13 protein-coding genes are annotated in these 17,723 nt (G+C 69.4%); 6 read left to right on the top strand and 7 right to left on the bottom strand.

The genetic code is table 11. The annotated features are described in order from the left end of the window. Nucleotides 1-145: 145 nt before the first annotated feature. The 3 genes from ACWEFL_RS09410 to ACWEFL_RS09400 form a co-directional block, all read right to left on the bottom strand. Nucleotides 146-1,042 carry a PaaX family transcriptional regulator C-terminal domain-containing protein gene (locus ACWEFL_RS09410; RefSeq protein WP_451709761.1) on the bottom strand — a complete coding sequence of 299 codons (897 nt, stop codon included), beginning with the start codon at nt 1,040-1,042 and terminating at the stop codon, nt 146-148. A gap of 337 nt (nt 1,043-1,379) precedes the next feature. Next, a complete protein-coding gene (locus ACWEFL_RS09405) occupies nt 1,380-1,892 on the bottom strand; it encodes a hypothetical protein (protein WP_451709759.1) in 513 nt (170 codons plus the stop codon). Between the two features lie 45 nt (nt 1,893-1,937). Next, a complete protein-coding gene (locus tag ACWEFL_RS09400) occupies nt 1,938-3,509 on the bottom strand; it encodes a flavin-containing monooxygenase (protein ID WP_451709757.1) in 1,572 nt (523 codons plus the stop codon). A gap of 95 nt (nt 3,510-3,604) precedes the next feature. Here ACWEFL_RS09400 and ACWEFL_RS09395 point away from each other — a divergent pair, with 95 nt between their 5' ends. Both ACWEFL_RS09395 and ACWEFL_RS09390 read left to right on the top strand, forming a co-directional pair. Next, nucleotides 3,605-4,840, top strand: coding sequence for a saccharopine dehydrogenase family protein (locus tag ACWEFL_RS09395; RefSeq protein ID WP_451709755.1), 1,236 nt, complete (start codon nt 3,605-3,607; stop codon nt 4,838-4,840). Beyond that, nucleotides 4,830-5,681, top strand: a complete 852-nt coding sequence (locus ACWEFL_RS09390) for an alpha/beta fold hydrolase (RefSeq protein WP_451709753.1) — start codon at nt 4,830-4,832, stop codon at nt 5,679-5,681. The genes ACWEFL_RS09395 and ACWEFL_RS09390 overlap by 11 nt, the downstream gene beginning before the upstream one ends. A gap of 143 nt (nt 5,682-5,824) precedes the next feature. Here ACWEFL_RS09390 and ACWEFL_RS09385 read toward each other — a convergent pair whose 3' ends face one another. The 3 genes from ACWEFL_RS09385 to ACWEFL_RS09375 form a co-directional block, all read right to left on the bottom strand. Beyond that, entirely contained in the window at nt 5,825-7,189 is a 1,365-nt protein-coding gene (locus ACWEFL_RS09385; protein WP_451709750.1) for an amidohydrolase family protein, read from the bottom strand. 166 nt (nt 7,190-7,355) lie between these two features. Then, nucleotides 7,356-8,939: an ABC transporter substrate-binding protein gene (locus tag ACWEFL_RS09380; protein ID WP_451709747.1), complete on the bottom strand. Its 1,584-nt coding sequence runs from the start codon at nt 8,937-8,939 to the stop codon at nt 7,356-7,358. A gap of 606 nt (nt 8,940-9,545) precedes the next feature. Next, complete coding sequence (locus ACWEFL_RS09375; RefSeq protein WP_451709745.1) at nt 9,546-11,873, bottom strand: transketolase-like TK C-terminal-containing protein; 2,328 nt, start codon at nt 11,871-11,873, stop codon at nt 9,546-9,548. A gap of 230 nt (nt 11,874-12,103) precedes the next feature. On the opposite strand from ACWEFL_RS09375, the gene ACWEFL_RS09370 reads away from it, so the two are divergent. Beyond that, complete coding sequence (locus ACWEFL_RS09370) at nt 12,104-12,625, top strand: Lrp/AsnC family transcriptional regulator (protein ID WP_451709743.1); 522 nt, start codon at nt 12,104-12,106, stop codon at nt 12,623-12,625. Nucleotides 12,626-12,752: 127 nt separating this feature from the next. On the opposite strand, the gene ACWEFL_RS09365 is transcribed toward ACWEFL_RS09370, so the two are convergent. Beyond that, complete coding sequence (locus ACWEFL_RS09365; protein ID WP_451709740.1) at nt 12,753-13,535, bottom strand: IclR family transcriptional regulator; 783 nt, start codon at nt 13,533-13,535, stop codon at nt 12,753-12,755. Between the two features lie 455 nt (nt 13,536-13,990). On the opposite strand from ACWEFL_RS09365, the gene ACWEFL_RS09360 reads away from it, so the two are divergent. From ACWEFL_RS09360 to ACWEFL_RS09350, 3 genes are all read left to right on the top strand, one after another. Then, complete coding sequence (locus tag ACWEFL_RS09360; RefSeq protein WP_451709737.1) at nt 13,991-15,400, top strand: amidohydrolase family protein; 1,410 nt, start codon at nt 13,991-13,993, stop codon at nt 15,398-15,400. A 313-nt stretch (nt 15,401-15,713) separates the two neighbouring features. Further along, nucleotides 15,714-16,589, top strand: coding sequence for a fumarylacetoacetate hydrolase family protein (locus ACWEFL_RS09355; protein ID WP_451709734.1), 876 nt, complete (start codon nt 15,714-15,716; stop codon nt 16,587-16,589). Nucleotides 16,590-16,636: 47 nt separating this feature from the next. Next, the gene (locus ACWEFL_RS09350; RefSeq protein ID WP_451709731.1) at nt 16,637-17,710 is read left to right on the top strand and encodes a cupin domain-containing protein; all 1,074 of its coding nucleotides are present in this window, start codon (nt 16,637-16,639) and stop codon (nt 17,708-17,710) included. The last annotated feature ends 13 nt before the right edge of the window (nt 17,711-17,723 follow it).

Raw genomic sequence — 17,723 nt, 5'->3', positions numbered from 1 at the left:
GAAAGGCACATGGATCAACGACAGCCGACCTTGGCGCAGGCTTGGACCGCGGCCCGGACGGGGGTTCGCCGCCTGTGCCGCGTCGCAGTCGGGAGCGGTTGGTGTGCGCGGCGAAGCCGCCCGTAGCGGCCGGGGCCGCGGCGTCTCAGTCGACGGCGGCTGTCGGGTGGACCGCGCCGCGGTAGAGGTGGAAGAGGCTGACGCGCCCGCTCCCCTGTGTGCGCTCCTCCAGGAGCGACCAGCACTGCGCGACGAGTTCACGAGCCTGGGCGCCGGGCCAGGGCCGGGGCAGCAGCTCCAGGGGCAGGAGGGGGTCGGGCTCCATGGCACGGGTGAACTCGGCAGCCAGTTCGACCGCGATGGTCAGCTGCTGGGGTACGGAGAGATCCGCGTCCTCCTGGAGTCGGCGCAACCGCGGTCGGGCGACGGAGGCGAGTCGCCGGTAACGGTCGGCGACCTCTTCCTGCGGCCATAGGGTGCGGGCGAGTGCGGCGGGGTCGCGTTCGTCGCCCTGGCGCAGGTCGTCCGTGGTGAGCAGCGTGAGGTGGTCGAGGACGTCGAGGTGGCGGGCTTGGTCTTCGACATGGGGTTCCCAGGCGTTGGCGCTGATGTAGAGCCCGCCTTGTACCGCGGCGCCGCCGAGCCGGGTGAGCGCGGCCCGTAGGGCGTCGCGTGCGGTGCGGGCGGTCTCGGGGACCGCGAAGGCGACCAGGTGCCAGATGCCGTCCCAGGGTGCGAGGCCCGCGTCCTGCCTGAAGGCGTGGGCGACGAACTCGACGTCGGGCCCAAGGGCCCGCTCGGTGGCACCGGTGGCCCGCAGGACGGCTGTGCGCCCCCGGCCTTCCTGGGTGAAGCGCCCCTCGGTGACCAGCCGCTTGACGCACAGCCGCACCTGTTGGTCGGTCATGCCGAGCAGTGGGGCGATGGCGTAGAGCTCGCCGGTGTCGACGGTGTGGTCAGTGCGGATCAGTGCCTCGACGAGGGTCCGGGTGGGGACTTGGACGGCCGGTTCCGGAGCGCGGCGCGAATCGGCTCTGGTCATGGGTTGGTGGGCCCTTCGAGCGTCGTCGGGAAGGTTCATCGGGGTGCCGCGTAGGGCTGCTGAGTCGAGGAGCGATCGGAACGTCTCCGATCGTTTGAAGAAGGGTACCTTCGGCGTCTCAAGGCAGGCCGGTGCCAGGGGCGACGGTCCTGCCGACCGAGGGGTCGCCCCGGTGCCGTACCAGGCCCTCACCTGCCGGGGGTCCTGCCCGAGGCGACACCGCCTCCCGCCGACCGGTGGGAACGGCCACGGCCGTTCCCGCTCGCGCTTGTCGGCCCGCCCACCCGCACACCCCCGGCGACGACCGGGCGAGTCCTCACCGGACAGACGCCTTCGGTCAGCCGGCCAACCGCCGACGAGGCATGCCCTGGCCCGGCCTCGGCATCCGGCAACGGCCGATTCCGCCGGCGGAGACGTGCGTACGCAGCAGGAAGCCGATCGAAAAGGCCACGCCCAGGATGCTCAGAAGTGACAGGACGAACCAGAAACGCACCCAGGTCGCCGGCACCGGCAGCAGTACGACCAGAACGGCCGGATAGAGCAGGAGTATCCGTCGCAACCGGCGCTCCACCGACATCTGGTGCCGAAGGCGCAGGCTGGTTCCCCCCGGTGCGGCGCTCTCGTGTGCGGACGGCATGAGCCCCCGCGCGAGAGTGAGCCGCCACGTGTGGACGGTGGCGCCCGTCATGGTGAGCAGGACACCGAGTCCCCACAGTTGCACCCAGTCCGGCACATGGGTGTGGCCGGGTGTGGTGACGAGAAGGGTGGACATCGAGAGCGGCAGGGTGCTCAGGGCTTCGACGGCGAACAGACGGGTGGCGGGTGTGCGGTCCAGCGCCAAGCAGCTCACATGCCACCGCGGGCCACGCCTTGTCATGGAGCCGGCGCCCACCGATCAGTCGGCCGTTCGCGTCGTGAGCCGGTCGGGTGCGGGGCCGGACGAGCCGCTGGGCCGTGCGGTCAGCGTGTGGCGCTCCGGGTCGAAGCCGCGGGTTCTGCGCCGGAATCGCCAGGTCGGCTCGGGCCAGATGGCGCTGATGCGCCCTTGACGGTCCTGGTACCAGCCCGCGCAGCCGCCCGCGGACCAGACCGTGCGGGTCATACGCCGCTGCAGTTCGGTGTTGTACGAGAGCTGGACGTCGGCGCGCACGTCCACCGCGCCGACCCGGCGCTCGCCCACGAACCGCAGGTAGTCGAGCAGATAGTCGATCTGTGACTCGATCATGTAGATGAGGCTGGTGTGCCCGACTCCGGTGTTGGGTCCCGCCATCAGGAACAGGTTGGGGAATCCGGATACGTTCGTTCCGAGGTACGCCTGTGGACTCCCCTGCCACACGTCGTGCAGTGTCCGCCCGTCCGCGCCCACGATGAGCTGCGCGTAGGTGGCATCGGTCACCCGGAAGCCGGTGCCGAGAACCAGTACGTCGACGGGGTGGACCGCGCCTTCCGCGGCTTCCGGTGCCGCGTCGCCGTCGGGCGCGGTCAGCACCGCCTCCTTCCTGATGCGGGCGATCGGTTCGGTGACCACGTCCACGTTGGGCGCGCCGAGGGCAGGGTAGTAGTCGTCGGACATGAGGACCCGTTTGCAGCCCAGGGCGTAGTCGGGCGTCAGTTTGCCCCGCAGCACGGGATCGGTGACCTGACGGTGCAGGTGGGCCAGAGCCTCCCTGCGCCCGAGGGCGGCCATGGCGCGGTTGCCGAGCAGTGCGGGCAGGCTCGCCTCACGGATCGCGTACTCCCGGAGACGGGCGAACCGTTGCACCAGTGGCACCCGTCGGAAGAGACGGCGGCGCCATTCGGGGATGGGCCGGTCGTGGCGCGGCATGATCCATGGCGGGGTCCGCTGGAAGACGGTCACCTGGCGTGCCTCGCGCTGGAGATGGGGGATGAACTGGATGGCGCTCGCTCCGGTCCCGATCACTCCCACCCGTTTGTCGCTCAGATCGAGGTCGTGCCGCCAGCGCGCGGAGTGGAACAGTTCGCCCGCGAAGCCGTCCATGCCGGGCAGCGACGGGACGGCGGGTTCCGACAAGGGCCCCTGCGCCATCACCAGATGATCGGCGGACATGGTGCCCTGGCCGGTTCGCAGCTCCCAGCGTTGCCGTTCGGCGTCCCAGGTGGCACGCCGCAGCTCACAGCCGAGCCGCAGGTGGGGCTCCAGGGCGTACTGCTCGACACACCGTCGCAGGTACTGCGCGATCTCCCTCTGCGGGGCGTAGCGCCGGCTCCAGTCCGGGTTGGGGGCGAAGGAGAACGAGTACAGACGGGACGGTACGTCGCAGGCACAGCCCGGATAGGTGTTGTCCCGCCAGGCCCCGCCGACCTCGTCGGACCGCTCGAGGATCAGCAGATCCCGGTGTCCCTCCCGCAGCAGCCGGATGGCCGTGCCGAGACCCGCGAAACCCGCGCCGACGATGACGACGGAGACATGACGCTCCGGCGGCGATATCCCGGCCCTCTCGGACATGGGTGTCCCTCCCTTCCTGACAACCACTGATTGCTCGAATCAAAAACGATCGTATAGCATTCGATCGTAAATGATTCGATAGAAGGAGTGAGTGGATGAGGATCCTGGCACTCGGCGGCCCCGGAGCGATGGGGGCGGTCGCGGTCCGTGTGGCAACCGGACTGTCCGGTGTGACCGAGATCGTGGTGGCCGACCGCCGGCTGGAGGCGGCAGAGGGACTCGTGCGCCGTCTCGCCGACAGCGGCACGCGGATGCGACCGCTGCAAGTGGACGTGACCGACGAGGCCGCCCTGCGGGCCGCGATGGAGAAGGCCGACATCGTGCTCAACACGGTCGGCCCGTACTACCGGTTCGGCATGGCCGTGCTCCGTGCCGCCATCACCACCCGCACGCACTACCTGGACATCTGCGACGACTGGGAACCCACCCAGCGCATGCTCGAGCTGGACGAGACGGCGCGGGCCACCGGGGTCTGCGCGGTGGTGGGCATGGGCGCCAGCCCCGGTGTCAGCAACCTCCTCGCCGCGCGGGCGATCGACCACCTCGACCAGGTCGAGGACGTGTACACCGCGTGGCCCGTCGACGTCTCCGGCGACAACACCGAGGACGACGCGCAACTCCTCGACGCCGACGGGCGTCCCAGCGCCGCCGCCGTGCACTGGATGGAGCAGATCAGTGGCAAGGTCGCCGTGGTGAGCGGAGGCCGGCTCGTGCACCGCAGGCCGCTCCTGCCCGTCACCCTGACCGTCTCCGCGGACCGCTCCGGCACCGCCTACACCGTCGGCCACCCCGAGCCGGTCACCCTCCACCGCAGCTTCCGCCCCAGCGGCGAGGCCGCCAACCTCATGGTCGTCACCCCCGGCACCGTGGCCTACCTGGACGTGCTGCGCCGCGACATCGACGCGGGCAAGCTCACCAACGAGACCGCCGCCGCCGACCTCGCCAAGCCCTCGGTCTCCCGTGCGCTGCGCGCGACGATGGGCGCCATGACCCTGAAGGGCCCCGGGTCGCTGCCGCCGTTCTTCGCCGTGGCCACCGGAACCCGTGACGGCCGGCCGGTCACCGTTCTCGCCCGGCTCGCCGAGACGTCCGGCACGGCATCGCTGATCGACGACATGGCGGAGGCGACCGGCGTCCCCCTGGCACTGGGGCTCGCCCAGTTGCTGGACGGTACTCGCGTCAGGCCCGGCGTCCACCCGCCCGAGACCGTCATCGACGCCGAGCGGTTCTTCGCCGATCTGACACGTGAGGTACCCACCCTCGCGAGCGACGGCGGTCCGGACCGCGACGGCGTGGTCGTCGAGGTGACGGAGACCGGCCGTGACAGATGAGACCCCCACGGGATTCGTGGACGTGGACGGGTACCGCGTGCGCTACAGGGCCACCGGCACCGGGTCGCCCGTAGTTCTCCTGCACGGTCTCGGCCGCAGCCTGGAGGACTGGGAACCGCTGCGGACCGCACTGCCCACGCGGCGGCTGCTCGCCCTCGACCTCGCAGGATTCGGCTGGTCCCAGGCGCCGCCGGACCTCGGGCTCGCGTCGATGGCCGAACACGTCGCGAAGTCCCTGGACCGGCTCGGGGTCACCGCTCCCGTGCACCTGGTGGGCAATTCGCTGGGCGGAGCCGTCGCGATGCGGCTCGCCGTCCACCACCCGGCCCGCGTGGCCTCGTTGGCGCTGGCCAACAGCGCCGGATTCGGCCGCGAGGTCACCTGGGCGCTGCGCGTCCTCGATCTGCCGCTCCTCTGGCGGCTCCTGCTGCACCCCGACAAGCGCAGCGCACGGACAACGGAGCGCTCCCTCTACTACGACCCCGCCTTCGCCACCACCGACCGCGTCGATCTGGCCCTGGAACTGGCCCGACGACCGAACGCGGCCAGAACACTGCGCCATGTGGTCCGTACGCTCGGTTCGCTGAGCGGCGTGCACGGCGACTGGCGCACGGACCTGCTGACGGCGGTGGCGGCGCTCGACATCCCCATACTCGTCGTCTGGGGGACCCACGACCGAATCCTGCCTCCCACCCATCTCGCCAACGCGGCGAACGCCCTCCCTCGGGCCCGCACCCACATGTTCCCCCGCACGGGTCACATGCCCCAGATCGAGAGGGCGGAGGAGTTCGCCGCCCTGCTCGACGCGTTCTGGGGCCATCGGGGCGCGCACGGACCTTGAGCCCGGTCGCCGGAGTCCGGGGACGGTGAGCGGGACGAGTCCGGCTGATCCGTTTCCGCCTTCCCCACGGTGAGTTCGGCGGCGCGGGTGACCGTGAGGAAGACGTGGGCGGGCGGCGGACGGCCGTTGGACGCCGGGCTACCTCACCTGCCGTCGCCCCGCGCCGAAGACTCGGCGTCGGCGAAGATCCGCTCGCGGACCTTGTGGGTCGCGGCGCCCGCGTCGGCGCGGTCCAGGTCCGTCAGCTTGCCGTTCCGCTTGCGGACGGTTCCGCCGACGACGACCGTGTCCACATCGCTGGGCTGGGTCCGCAGGACCACATGGGCGGCAGGGTCGCCCAGGGCCACTCCGTAGGGCTCCGTGTTGATCAGGACGATGTCGGCGAGCTGTCCGGGGGCGAGCCGGCCGAGGTCGTCGCCGAGCCCGATGGCGCGCGCCCCGTTCACCGTGGCGTACTCCAGCATGTGGCGGGGTTCGACCAGAGGGGTTCCGGGGCGGCGGGCCAGTGGGTAGCGGCCGGCCTCGCGCTCGTCGAATGCGTCGACGCTGCGCATCAGGAGGAAGGTGAGGCGCATGGTGGCGAACAGATCGATGTCCACTCGGGCCGGGGTGTCGATTCCGAGGCTGGAGGCGACCCCGGCCCGGTGGGCGCGGTTGAGGACCGTCATGGAACGGCCGCCGCCGAACTCGCATTCGGGGGTGAAGGAGATGCTGCCGCCGGAGGCGGCGATGAGCTCCAGTTCCTCGTTGTCGGCCTGATTGGAGTGCGCGGGCACGATGTCGGGGCCGAGGAGTCCGGCTTCGTGCAGGTCGCGGATCTGGCCGGCCGGGTTCTGGTGGACGGTCATCTGCATGCCGAGTTCACGGGCCAGCCCGATTTCCTTGGCGATCTGGTCCATGCTGCCGCGCTCGATCGACGCGAGCGCCATACCCACCCGGAGCAGCCCGTCGTCGCCGGTCTCCTTGCGCATCGCGCTGACGTGGTCGAGTCGCCAGGCGTCTTCCTCACGGGGGCCGTCGAAGGTGCCGAGCATTCCGTACGCCCACAGCGTCCGCTGCCCGGTGGCACGGTGAGCGTTCAGCGCCGCTTCGGCGTGTTCGGCCGACATCACGTTGTGACAGAAGTCGAGGACTCCGGTGACTCCGGCGTCGAGCATCTCGATGGAGCCCGCGAGGGTGGCATCGTGGATGTCCGCGACGCTGAAGTGCTCTCGCAGGTAGAACACACGGGACTGGTAGTCGTCGAAGGTCCAGCCGGTGGCGTGCAGCCCCTTCAACGGGGTCTGCCAGGCGTGCATGTGTGTGTCGATCAGGCCGGGGATGGCGATCATCCCGCGGGCGTCGATCACCTCGGCTTCCGGGTCGGACAACTCGGAGGCGACGGCGGAGATGCGGTCGCCGACGATGAGGATGTCACCGGTGGTGAGGTCACCGAGCGCCGGGTCCATGGTGAGGACGGTGGCGCCCTTGATCAGCAGTCTGGACTCGTTGATGTGGGTTTCGGGCACAGCTGACTCCCTGAAAGACGGGGATGGTGACGGACAGTGCGGCGGAGATCGCGTTGTGGGCGAACCCTTCGCCGACGGGGCGGGCGTGGGCATGTGCTCACGCGGCCGTTCGAGGGGCGGGAAGGCCGTGCTCCACAGCAGCGGCCCTCCGCCTGGGGGACTTTGCTCAGCCCTGGGGCTTGGCCTCCTTGTACCGGAACACCGCGACGTCACTGTTGGTGGAAACGATGTTCTCGACCTTCTTCGGGTTGTACGCCCAGAAGCCGGAGTAGTCGAAGTAGGCGCAGTCCAGGGCCTCTTCGTCGATGATCTTGGACATGTTCTGCCAGGCCGCGTCCTGCGCCTGAGGCGTCGTCGCCGCCAGCGCCTCGGCGGCGGCGGAGGCGAGCCCCGGGTAGGGCAGCTTCAGGGGGTTGCCCGCCGCGTCCGGGGCGAACTTCCGGTTGTAGTAGTCGTCAGGGCCGGAGCGCGAACCGTCGGAGAGGATGGACGCCGGGTACTCGCCGCTCTGGAAGGAGCTCAGGAACTGTGCGAAGTTGGGCAGTTCGAGTGTGACGTCGACCCCGATCTCCGCCATATGGCTGCGGAACAGCTCCGCGACGGGCCGCTGGGTGTCATAGCTGATCAGTGTGAACGAGCGCTTCCCGCCCCCCAGCTCGGACATCAGCTGCTTCGCCTTGGCGACGTCGTAGGGGTAGCCCTTCAGGGACGGATTGTGGCCGGGCTGGCCCTCGGGGAAGCGCTGGGTGTGGATCTCGCCCTTGCCGCCGAGCGCCGCGTCGAGGTAGTCCTGCGGGTTCATCGCGTGACACACGGCCTGGCGGAACTTCTTGTCCTTGAACACCGTCTTGGTGTCGTACATCTGGAGGTGCCAGAGCACGGACGGGAACGAGGTGGACTTGAGGCCCTCCTTCTCGGCGCGCTCCGCCAGGGGCGGGCTGGCCCAGACGACGTCGAGCTGTCCGGCGCGCAGCGCGTTGTAGAGGCTGTCGGGGTCGTTGATCTGCGTGACCTCGATGCGCGCCGGCCCGACGGACTTCTTGTCGTAGTACTTGTCGTACGAGGTGACGACCGTGCGCAGTCCCTTGGTGGACGCCTTGGCGTCGTACTTCCAGGGGCCGGTGCCGACGCCGGCGGTCTTCCAGTCGCCCGCTTCCAGCGACTTGGGGGAGATCATGTACATCGCGAAGCGGGCGAGGTTGTTGACGAGGCTCGGTGCCGGTTCCTTGAGGTCGATGCGGACATGGGTGGCATCGACCGCGGTGACCGACTTGACGGCGGCAAGCTGGTTCCGGTACTGACTGGGGGTGTTCTTGACGCGCTCCAGATTCTTGACGACGGCCTCGGCGTCGAAGGGTGTGCCGTCGTGGAAGGTGACGCCCGAGCGGAGGGTGAAGTCGACCTGTAGCGGGGTCTGTTTCCACTCGGTGGCGAGCTGCGGCCGGAGGGTGTAGCCGTCCGGGGCGATGCTGAGCAGCGACTCGTAGACCAGCGAGGTGAAGGTGCTGTTCTGCTTGGTGACGGGGTCCCAGTCGGTGAACTGCTGATTCGTGCCGAAGCGTAGCGTTCCGCTCGGCCCGTCACCGGCTTTCTCGGTACCGGTCTTCCCGTCCGTGCCCGTGCCGCCGCAAGCGGCGAGGGCGACGGTCAGCGCGGTGGTGAGCAGCGCCGCTCCCGTCATCCGGACCGTTCGTCTTCGGGGGGAACGGCGGGCCCACCCCATGGGGATGCGCACTCTGTTGTCCGTCACAGCCAATCCTCCACACAGTCGTGTGAGCGCCGATTGCGATGTGCGTCATAGTGGACGCATGTGCAGTATTCGTGCAAGGTCTGCGCGGCTTCTCGCGAAAATCTCTTGAAGAGTGAGGGCGGGAAGGGGTGAAGAGTGGCAAGATGCCCGGTACGACCCGCCTGCTCTCCGGGCGACACCTCATCGCCCGTGCAGAATGTGCAGCATAGCGTTCATCGCTGTGCAGGATTGTGCAGAGTCGGAGAGTGCGCGAGTATGGCGGATCGCGTGATCAACAGGCGCAACGGCCTCCGGAGAACGCTGCGGGAAGACGGGACCCGACAGAGTCCGAGGGAGTCGCTGCGCCATGCAAGGCTCCATGCGGTCGCCGCCAGAGCTTCCGGTTCACCGGCGTGGCGGTCGTTCCCGACGGAGGGGCGGATGTCCGCACCGGACACGGCAGTGCCCAACAGGCCATGCCCCTTCCCCGCGCGGAGCGGGGTAAGGAGGCGGACAGCGGGCCGTCCGCCTGCGCGCGTGCTTCACGCAGGCGGAACGGCCTCTCAGGTGTGCGAGTGACGCGGCACCAGGGGTCGGTCTGGCCGGACGGTGGTGCGGCGGGCGCTCCTACTCGGTGAGGTCGAGGGCCGCCCGGATGATGCTGTCGGTGTCGATGCGGTGATAGCGGTAGACCTCCTCCAGAGAACCGGACTGCCCGAAGCGGGTGACGCCCAGAGTGCGGAGCGGCACGTGGTGGATCGTGGAGAGGAAGGAGAGCGTGTGCGGATGCCCGTCCAGGACGGTGACGAGCGGGGTCGCCCGGTCGGCGGGGAAGACCTGGTCGAGGATCCAGTCGGGGGCATCGTCCTGCCCGAGGCGGGAGTTGAGGGCGCGGAAGAGGAGGCCCGGGCTGGTCACACACACCACATCCGCCGTGACTCCCATCAGGCGCAGCCGGTCGGCGGCGGCCAGGGCCTCGGTCACCATCGCGCCCATCGCGGCGATGGTGACCTGGGCGCCCTCGCGCCGGAGCAGGGGGTAGGCACCCGCGACGACCTGCTGCCTGCGGCGTTCGCGGGCGGCTGGGTCGCCGGGCACGTCCGCCAGGCTCTGGTCGACGGGACGGGTGGAGAGCCGCAGATAGGCGGAGGTGCCGTCGGGCCGCCCCAGGCGGGCGAGGGACGCCAGGAGCGTCCACTCCGTGTCGATGGCGAACGCCGGTTCGTAGGTGATGCAGCCGGGCTGTTCGACACCGAGGGACGGGGTGGTGATGGACTGGTGGGCCCCGCCCTCGGGGGCGAGAGTGACCCCGGAGGGCGTGCCCACCAGGATCGACTGGCCCCCGGCGTAGATTCCGAAGGACCAGGGCTCGAGGGCCCGTTGGACGAAGGGGTCGTACATCACTCCGATGGGCAGCAGCGGCTCACCCCACCGGCTCCAGGTCGCGCCGAGTTCTCCCAGCAGGCCGACCAGGTTGGTCTCGGCGATACCCAGTTCGATGTGCTGCCCGGTCGGCTTCTCGCGCCAGTGCAGAATGGTCTCCGGGTCGTCGGCGAACCAGTTCGTGCGCTCACCGGCCGACCAGACGCCGACCTTGTTCACCCAGCCGCCCAGATTGGTCGACGAGCTGACGTCCGGACTCACGGTCACCACCCTGCGGGCCGCCTCCGGCGCAGACCGGGTCAGGTCGAGCAGCACCCTGCCCAGCGCCGCCTGTGTGGTCGCCGTACCGGCCGGTGTGCGGCCGATGTCCACGGGGAGGGCCGGCGGGGCCGCCGCAGCCGGGGCGTCGTGGCGCAGTCGCGTCGCGACCTCCGCACAGAGTCGTCCCGCCGCCGAATCGGACGTGAACCCGACCCAGGGGTGGTCGGCATCCGTCCCGACCCGGTCGGCGAGCTCCCGCATCTGCTGTTCCGTCAGCAGTGAGGAGTGGTTCTGCGGATGGCCCTGGGACGGCAGGCCGTAGCCCTTGACCGTATAGGCCAGCACGACGGTGGGCCGGGTGTCGTCGATCGCCGACAGCGCGGCGTCCAAGGCGGCCATGTCGTGTCCGCCCAGATTACGGATCGCCTCGGTCAGCAGCGCGTCGTCGAGCCCGCTGAGCAGATCGGAGATCCGGTCGGCGTCCGCGCCGGTTCCCGGCAGCCGCTCACGCAGTTCGTCCGCCGGGCAGCGCAGCAGCCGCTGGTACTCGGGGTTGGACATGGCATCGATCCGAGCACGCAGAGCGTCCCCGCCGGGACGGGTGAACAGCTCCTCCAGCAGTGTGCCGTACTTGAGTGTGAGGACCTGCCAGCCCGCCGCCGCGAACATGCTCCGGAGCCGGTCCGCCGCGATCTTCGGAACGACGCGGTCCAGGGACTGCCGGTTGAGGTCGACGATCCACACCAGCTCGCCCAGCTCGGGGACCTGCGGGTCGAGCAGTGCCTCCCACACGGCGCCTTCGTCGAGTTCGGCGTCGCCGACCAGGGCGTACTGCCGGCCCCTGAAGCCGTCGTCGCCGGACTTGTCCGCGTACCGGCGAGCCAGAGCCCCCCAGATCGTGGCCGTGGCGCCGATGCCCACCGAGCCGGTGGAGTAGTCGACCGGATCGGGATCCTTCGAGCGGCTCGGGTAGCTCTGCAGGCCGCCCCAGGCACGCAGCGTCGGCAGATACGAGGCGTCCAGCTCGCCCAGCAGATAGTTGATGGCGTGCAGTACGGGTGAGGCGTGCGGTTTGACCGAGACCCGGTCCTCGGGGCGCAGATGGCGGAACCACAGCGCGGTCATGATGGACACCATCGACGCGGACGACGCCTGGTGGCCGCCGACCTTCAGACCCGAGGGGTTGGGCCGCACCCGGTTCGCATGGTCGACGATCGCGCTGGACAGCCACAGGACACGGTCCTCGACTTCGCCGAGGACGGCGAAGGGATCCGCTGCGGTACGCGGACGGGTCTCAGATGCGGTGGACATGGGAAACGAGCCTCCTCACGCCCGGCGACCCCGGCGGAAACAGGGAGGCACCGTGCTGGAAAAGAGAAAATGGGGGGCGCGTGGAAGACACGCGAAGCAGTACTGCCCCAGGGGCGAGTGGGACCGACCGGATCACCGCCGGCGCCGCGCTCCAAGTGGGTGCAGTCGTTGTCAGTAAGGACACCACGACATCAGAATGTGCACAAGATCCTGCCGGGAAGTTGCGCAGAATGCCCAACAACCGGCCTTCGCTCTGCTCGAAAGGCAGCATCGTGCACAAGCCCGAGCGTATCGACTCCACGGACGCCCGCCTCCTCCTGGCACTCACCGAACACCCCCGCGCCACGACCATCGCGCTCGCCGAGCAGAGCGGGCTCAGCCGCAACACGGTTCAGGCCCGCCTGGCCTCGCTCGACCGCACCGGCAAGCTGCGTTCCTTCGAACGCCGGGTCGATCCCACGGCGTTGGGCTATCCCCTCACCGCTTTTGTGACCACCCAGGTCACCCAGCGCAGACTGGACCAGGTCGCGGAGGCCCTCGCGGCAGTCCCCGAGGTACTTCAGGTCCACGGCCTCTCGGGCGAGACCGACCTGCTCGTCCACGTCGTCGCCACGGACGCCGACGATCTCTATCGCGTCGCGGGCCAGATTCTGGGCATCCCGGGGGTGGAACGCACCAACACCGCCCTCGTCATGCGCCAACTCGTCGACTACCGGCTGACGCCGCTGCTGCGGCGGGCCGCCGAGCGCTGACCTCGTTCTTCGTGGGTTCTGGCGGTCCGACGGCTCATCCCCGGGGGCTCCGCCCGATGGGGGACTCACGGTCGCGCTCGGCGGGGACTGCCCGGCCCATCGCGTCCAACGGGTGGGCGGCGCCGGTTCAGACCGCCGCCGCACAGCGCCGCGCCGCTTGCATGGTGGCATGCGCCAGCCTGGTGAGATCTTCCTCCGCGAACCGGAAGCGGGGGACCGACACGGTGATCGCGGCCGGGGTGACGCGATCACCGTTCGGGATCAGCGCCGCCACCGTGGCCACGTCGGGTTCCACCTCGCCGACGCACACGGCGAACCCGCGCTCACGCACCTCCTCCAGCGCCTCGATCAGTCGGGTGCGGCTGCTGAGGGTGTTCGGTGTGATCACGTCCAGTTCCTCGCACGGGAACATGGACATCAGACGGTCCTCGGGAAGCTCCGCGAGAATGGCCCGTCCGCCGGCCGCGGCGTAGCCCGGCATCCGGACACCGACTCGGGAGCCCACACGCAACGCGCGCGAACTCTCGACCGCCTCGATGATCAGCATGTCCGCGCCGGAGAGGATCACCAGGTGCGCCGATTCCTGGACCTCGGCCACCAACTCCTCCATGACGGGTCTGGCGATCGCCCGGATGTCCAGGTTGGTGAGCGCTGCCGCCCCGATGTCCAGCAGCCTCGGCCCGGGCACGTATGCGCGGGTGACCGGATCCTGCTGAGCGAATCCATGCAGTTGGAGCATCTCCAGCAGCCGGTGGGCCGTCGACCGGGCGACGCCGATCCTCCGGCCGGCGTCGGCGACCCGGATCGCCCGTTCCTCGGCGAGGACGCACAGCAGCCGCAGCGCCTTGTCGACTGAGCCGATCGGGTAGTTCGGGGTCAACGTATCCGTCTCCTTGGCTGGCGCGACCATTCAGTGCTCCTCAATGCGCGTCTGAAGTCCCGAGGCACGGCGCAGAGTCTAAGGGCTGTCCCTTCATCCCCGGCGGGCGCGCGACGACAGCCACAGCACCCCCCTGCGCGTTACGGCCGGTGAGATGCCCCCGTGCCGCGTTGCGGGAACGTCCGAAGACGCCCGCCGCACGGACGTCTCTCCGCCCCGGCGTCGCACCGCGTCCGACGCCGCTCGCCGATCCGCCGCGGATGACGGGAGCGCTGTCGGGAGGGCTGCGCCATCCGGGGCGAGCGAGTCGCGTACTCCGGCGAATCAGGCCACGACGCTCTTGACAGCTTCGTAACGGTGCGAACATATTGTTCTGTGTCACAGTCTCTTGTTCTGTAATGCAGAACAGTAACAGACTGACCCACCGTTCACAGGAGGGGTTCCCGAATGAACTCTGCTCTTCACCGGTGTAAGGCGGCCACACCATGACGGCGGCGCGCACGCTGTTGCGCGGTGGCCGGATCGTGTCGATGGACCCGACGGTCGGTGACCTGGTCGGCGATGTGCTCATCGAGAACGGGACGATCGCCGCGATCGGCCCCGATCTGGAGATCGCCGAAGGGAGCGCCGACATCGTCGACGCCTCACGGCACATCGTGATCCCCGGCTTCATCGACTCCCATCGGCACCTGTTCCAGGCGCTCCTGCGCGGAATGGCCACCGACTGGTCCCTGTTTCAGTACTTCACGACGATGTTCGGGATGCTCGGCCCGCACATGACGCCGGAGCACATGTCGTTGGGGACCACCCTCGGCGCCTACGACTCCCTTGACTGCGGGGTCACCGCGGTCTTCGACTACTCCCACAACCAGTCGTCGCCCGAGCACACAGACGAGACCGTGCGCGCGCTGCGAACCAGCGGCATTCGCGCGATGTTCGGCTACGGCGGGGCGATGTCCGAACAGCTGGAGATCCTCTCACCGCCCTTCACCAGCACCACCCCCAGCAACGAGGCCGAGATCCGCCGGGTACGCACCCAGCACTTCTCCTCCGACTCCGGGCTCGTCACCATGGGCCTGGCGGTACGCGGACCGGACTCCTCGACCATGGACGTCGTACGGGCCGACTTCGCGCTCGCACGCGAACTCGGTCTGCGGATCAACACCCACATCGGCATGGGGGTGCTCGACCCGGAGGGCCGGCCCAACGTGACCCGGCTGCACAAGGAAGGTCTGCTCGGCGACGACCTGATCTTCGGTCACTGCAACCTGCTCACGGAGGACGAGTTCCGGCTGATGGCCGACGCCGGCGTGTCGGCCTCGGTGACTCCCGAGGACGAGTCCGCGATGGGGCACGGCTGGCCGCCGATCGCCCAGCTGCTCAAGGCGGGCATCAGGCCGAACATCGGCATCGACACCTGCATGGCGGTCGGCGGTGACCCGTTCACGGCGATGCGCTTCGCACTGGCGGTGACGCGCGGCCTGGCCAACCACCGTGCGCTGGAGAACGGGGTCAACCCGTGGCAGCTCGACATCTCCGCCCGTGACGTGCTCGAATTCGCGACCATCGAGGGCGCCCGCGCACTGGGGATGGGGGACACCACCGGCAGCCTCACTCCGGGCAAGCAGGCCGACATCGTCATGATCCGTACCGATCACATCTCGATGGCCCCGGTGCTCGATCCGATCGCCTCGATCGTGCATCACGCGAGCCGGCAGACCGTCGACGCCGTCTTCGTCGCGGGCAAGGCCGTCAAGCGCGACGGCGCACTCGTCGGGGTGGACGTGGCACAGCTCAGCCGGAGGGCAGCCGACACCGCGGTCGCTCTGCTGGAGACGGCCGGTGTCACACCGGGCTGGGGACCCCCGCCGCCCCCGCAGCCGGGCGACCACTAAGCCGCTTTTTCGGGGCTCGGTTCTCCCCCGGACTCCGTCCGGGGGACCCCCACGGGGCGCTCTGAGCGGGTGTCGACGGTCGACCGTGCCCGATCCCTCGTACCCCGGGACCTCCGCGCGCTCTCCCCTTTCGACACCCGCGCGCCCCTCCAGCTCACCCGCCATGGAGACACCCGCACCGCGCGGTCCCACTCCCTGATCCAGCCCGATCCGCACGAAAGCCCACCAGCCTCCCTGGGAACTCGCCCAGCCCGACCGGCGCCCGGCCCACCCCGGCGCCCCGACTCCGAACCGCGAAGGAACCACCCACTCCATGCGTATCGCACTCTTCGACCAATTCCGCATCGGCATCGTCGACGGCGCGACGGTGCGCGATGTCACCGACGTCGTCGACAGCCGCTGGCACGGCACTCCGTATGTGATCAACGAGCTGATCGAGCATTTCGACGAGCTCAAGGAGCCGCTCCAGACGGCGCTGGCCTCGGCGGAGAAGCACTCGCTGACCGATGTGACGCTGCTGCCTCCGATCCCGCGTCCCGGGCAGGTCCTCGCGGCGCCGGCCAACTACCACGCCCACGTCGACGAGATGAGCGACTCGCAGTACCGTCCGACCAACCAGCAGGCGTTGCAGTCGCCTCGCGACGTGGGCTTCTTCGTCAAGAGCTCAGGATCGATCTCCGGACCCGCCGACGCGATCGAACTGCCCCCCATGCCGGGCCGCGCCTTCCACCACGAGGTGGAACTGGGAGTCGTCATCGGCAAGCCCGCCCGCGCCGTCCCGGCCGCGCAGGCGTCCGAGCACATCTTCGGCTACCTCGTCCTGCTCGACCTGACCCTGCGTACCGAGGGCGACCGGCAGGAAGAGCGCACGATGCGCAAGTCGTTCGAGACCTTCACACCGATCGGCCCGTTCATCGTCACCGCCGACGAGGTGACCGACCCGGACAACCTCGGCCTGAGACTGTGGGTCAACGGCGAACTGCGTCATGACGCCAACACCCGCGACCTCATCGTCGGCATCGGCGAGCTGATCGAACAGGCGAGCAACGTCGTCACCCTGCGGCCCGGCGACATCTACGCGACCGGGACTCCGGAAGGCGTCGGCCCGATCGAGGCGGGCGATGTCGTACGTGCCGAGATCGACGGCCTGGGTGAACTGAACCTGCCCGTCGTCAAGCGCAGTTGGTGAACCCCTTCGGCGCAGGTGCCGGACAGAAGAAGCCAGGAGAAGAGCACATGACTCAGACCAGCGAAGAGAGCACGGCATCCGCCGTCGACGCCGAGCAGTACTACGCGGGCCTCGGCTCGTTGAGCGTCGAGCCCCTGTGGCGCAACACCGATCCGCGACTGCTGCCGACCGAGCCGAAGAGCCGTGCGGTGCCGTACGTCTGGCGGTACGACGACGTCCGCGCGCAGCTGATGACCGCGGGCCGGCTGATCAGCGCCGAGGAGGCGGAGCGACGCGTCCTGATGCTGATCAACCCCGCTCTGGCGCCCGAGGTGGAGACCGCGAACAACCTCTACGCCGGCATCCAGCTGGTGCTGCCGGGCGAGATCGCGCCGATGCACAAGCACGCGGCGGCGGCGTTCCGCTTCGTCATCGAAGGGTCGGGCGCCTACACCGCGGTGAACGGCGAGCGGGCGCATATGCACCCCGGCGACATCGTCCTCACCCCGTCCTGGGCCTGGCACGACCACGGCAACTTCACCGACGAGCCGGTGGTATGGCTGGACGGACTCGATCTGCCGCTGATCAACAAGCTCGAAGCGAACTTCTTCGTCGACGGACCCGACCGCGTCCAGGACGAGTCGCGCCCCGCGGACTCGACCGAGCGGCTCTACGCCACAAGCCGGCTGAACCCGGCCTGGCAGACCTGGGACAAGCCGTACTCGCCCGTCATCAACTACCCGTGGAGCCAGACCGAGCAGCTGCTCAAGACCGCCCTCGACGACGGGAGCGGATCCCCGACCGACGGCGTCATCTTCGAGTTCACCAACCCGCACAGCGGCGGTTCCATCATGCCGACCATGGGCGCCTACATCCAGGCGCTGCCGGCCAGGATGCACACCGCCGCGCACCAGCACACCAGCAGCGCGATCTACCACGTGGTGCGTGGCCGCGGCCAGACCATCGTCGACGGCAAGGTGCTCGACTGGTCCGAACACGACACCTTCACGGTGCCGGGATGGTCGGTGCACGAGCACATCAACACCGAGAACGAGCCCGCGATCCTGTTCTCGCACACGGACATCCCCGTACTCAAGGCACTCGGCTACTACCAGGAGCGGGCGTGCCCACAGCAGGTGTGACCGCCGGCCGACA

It is taken from the genome of Streptomyces sp. NPDC004838 (genome assembly GCF_053600955.1).
This window is presented reverse-complemented; position numbering and strand designations above follow the sequence as displayed.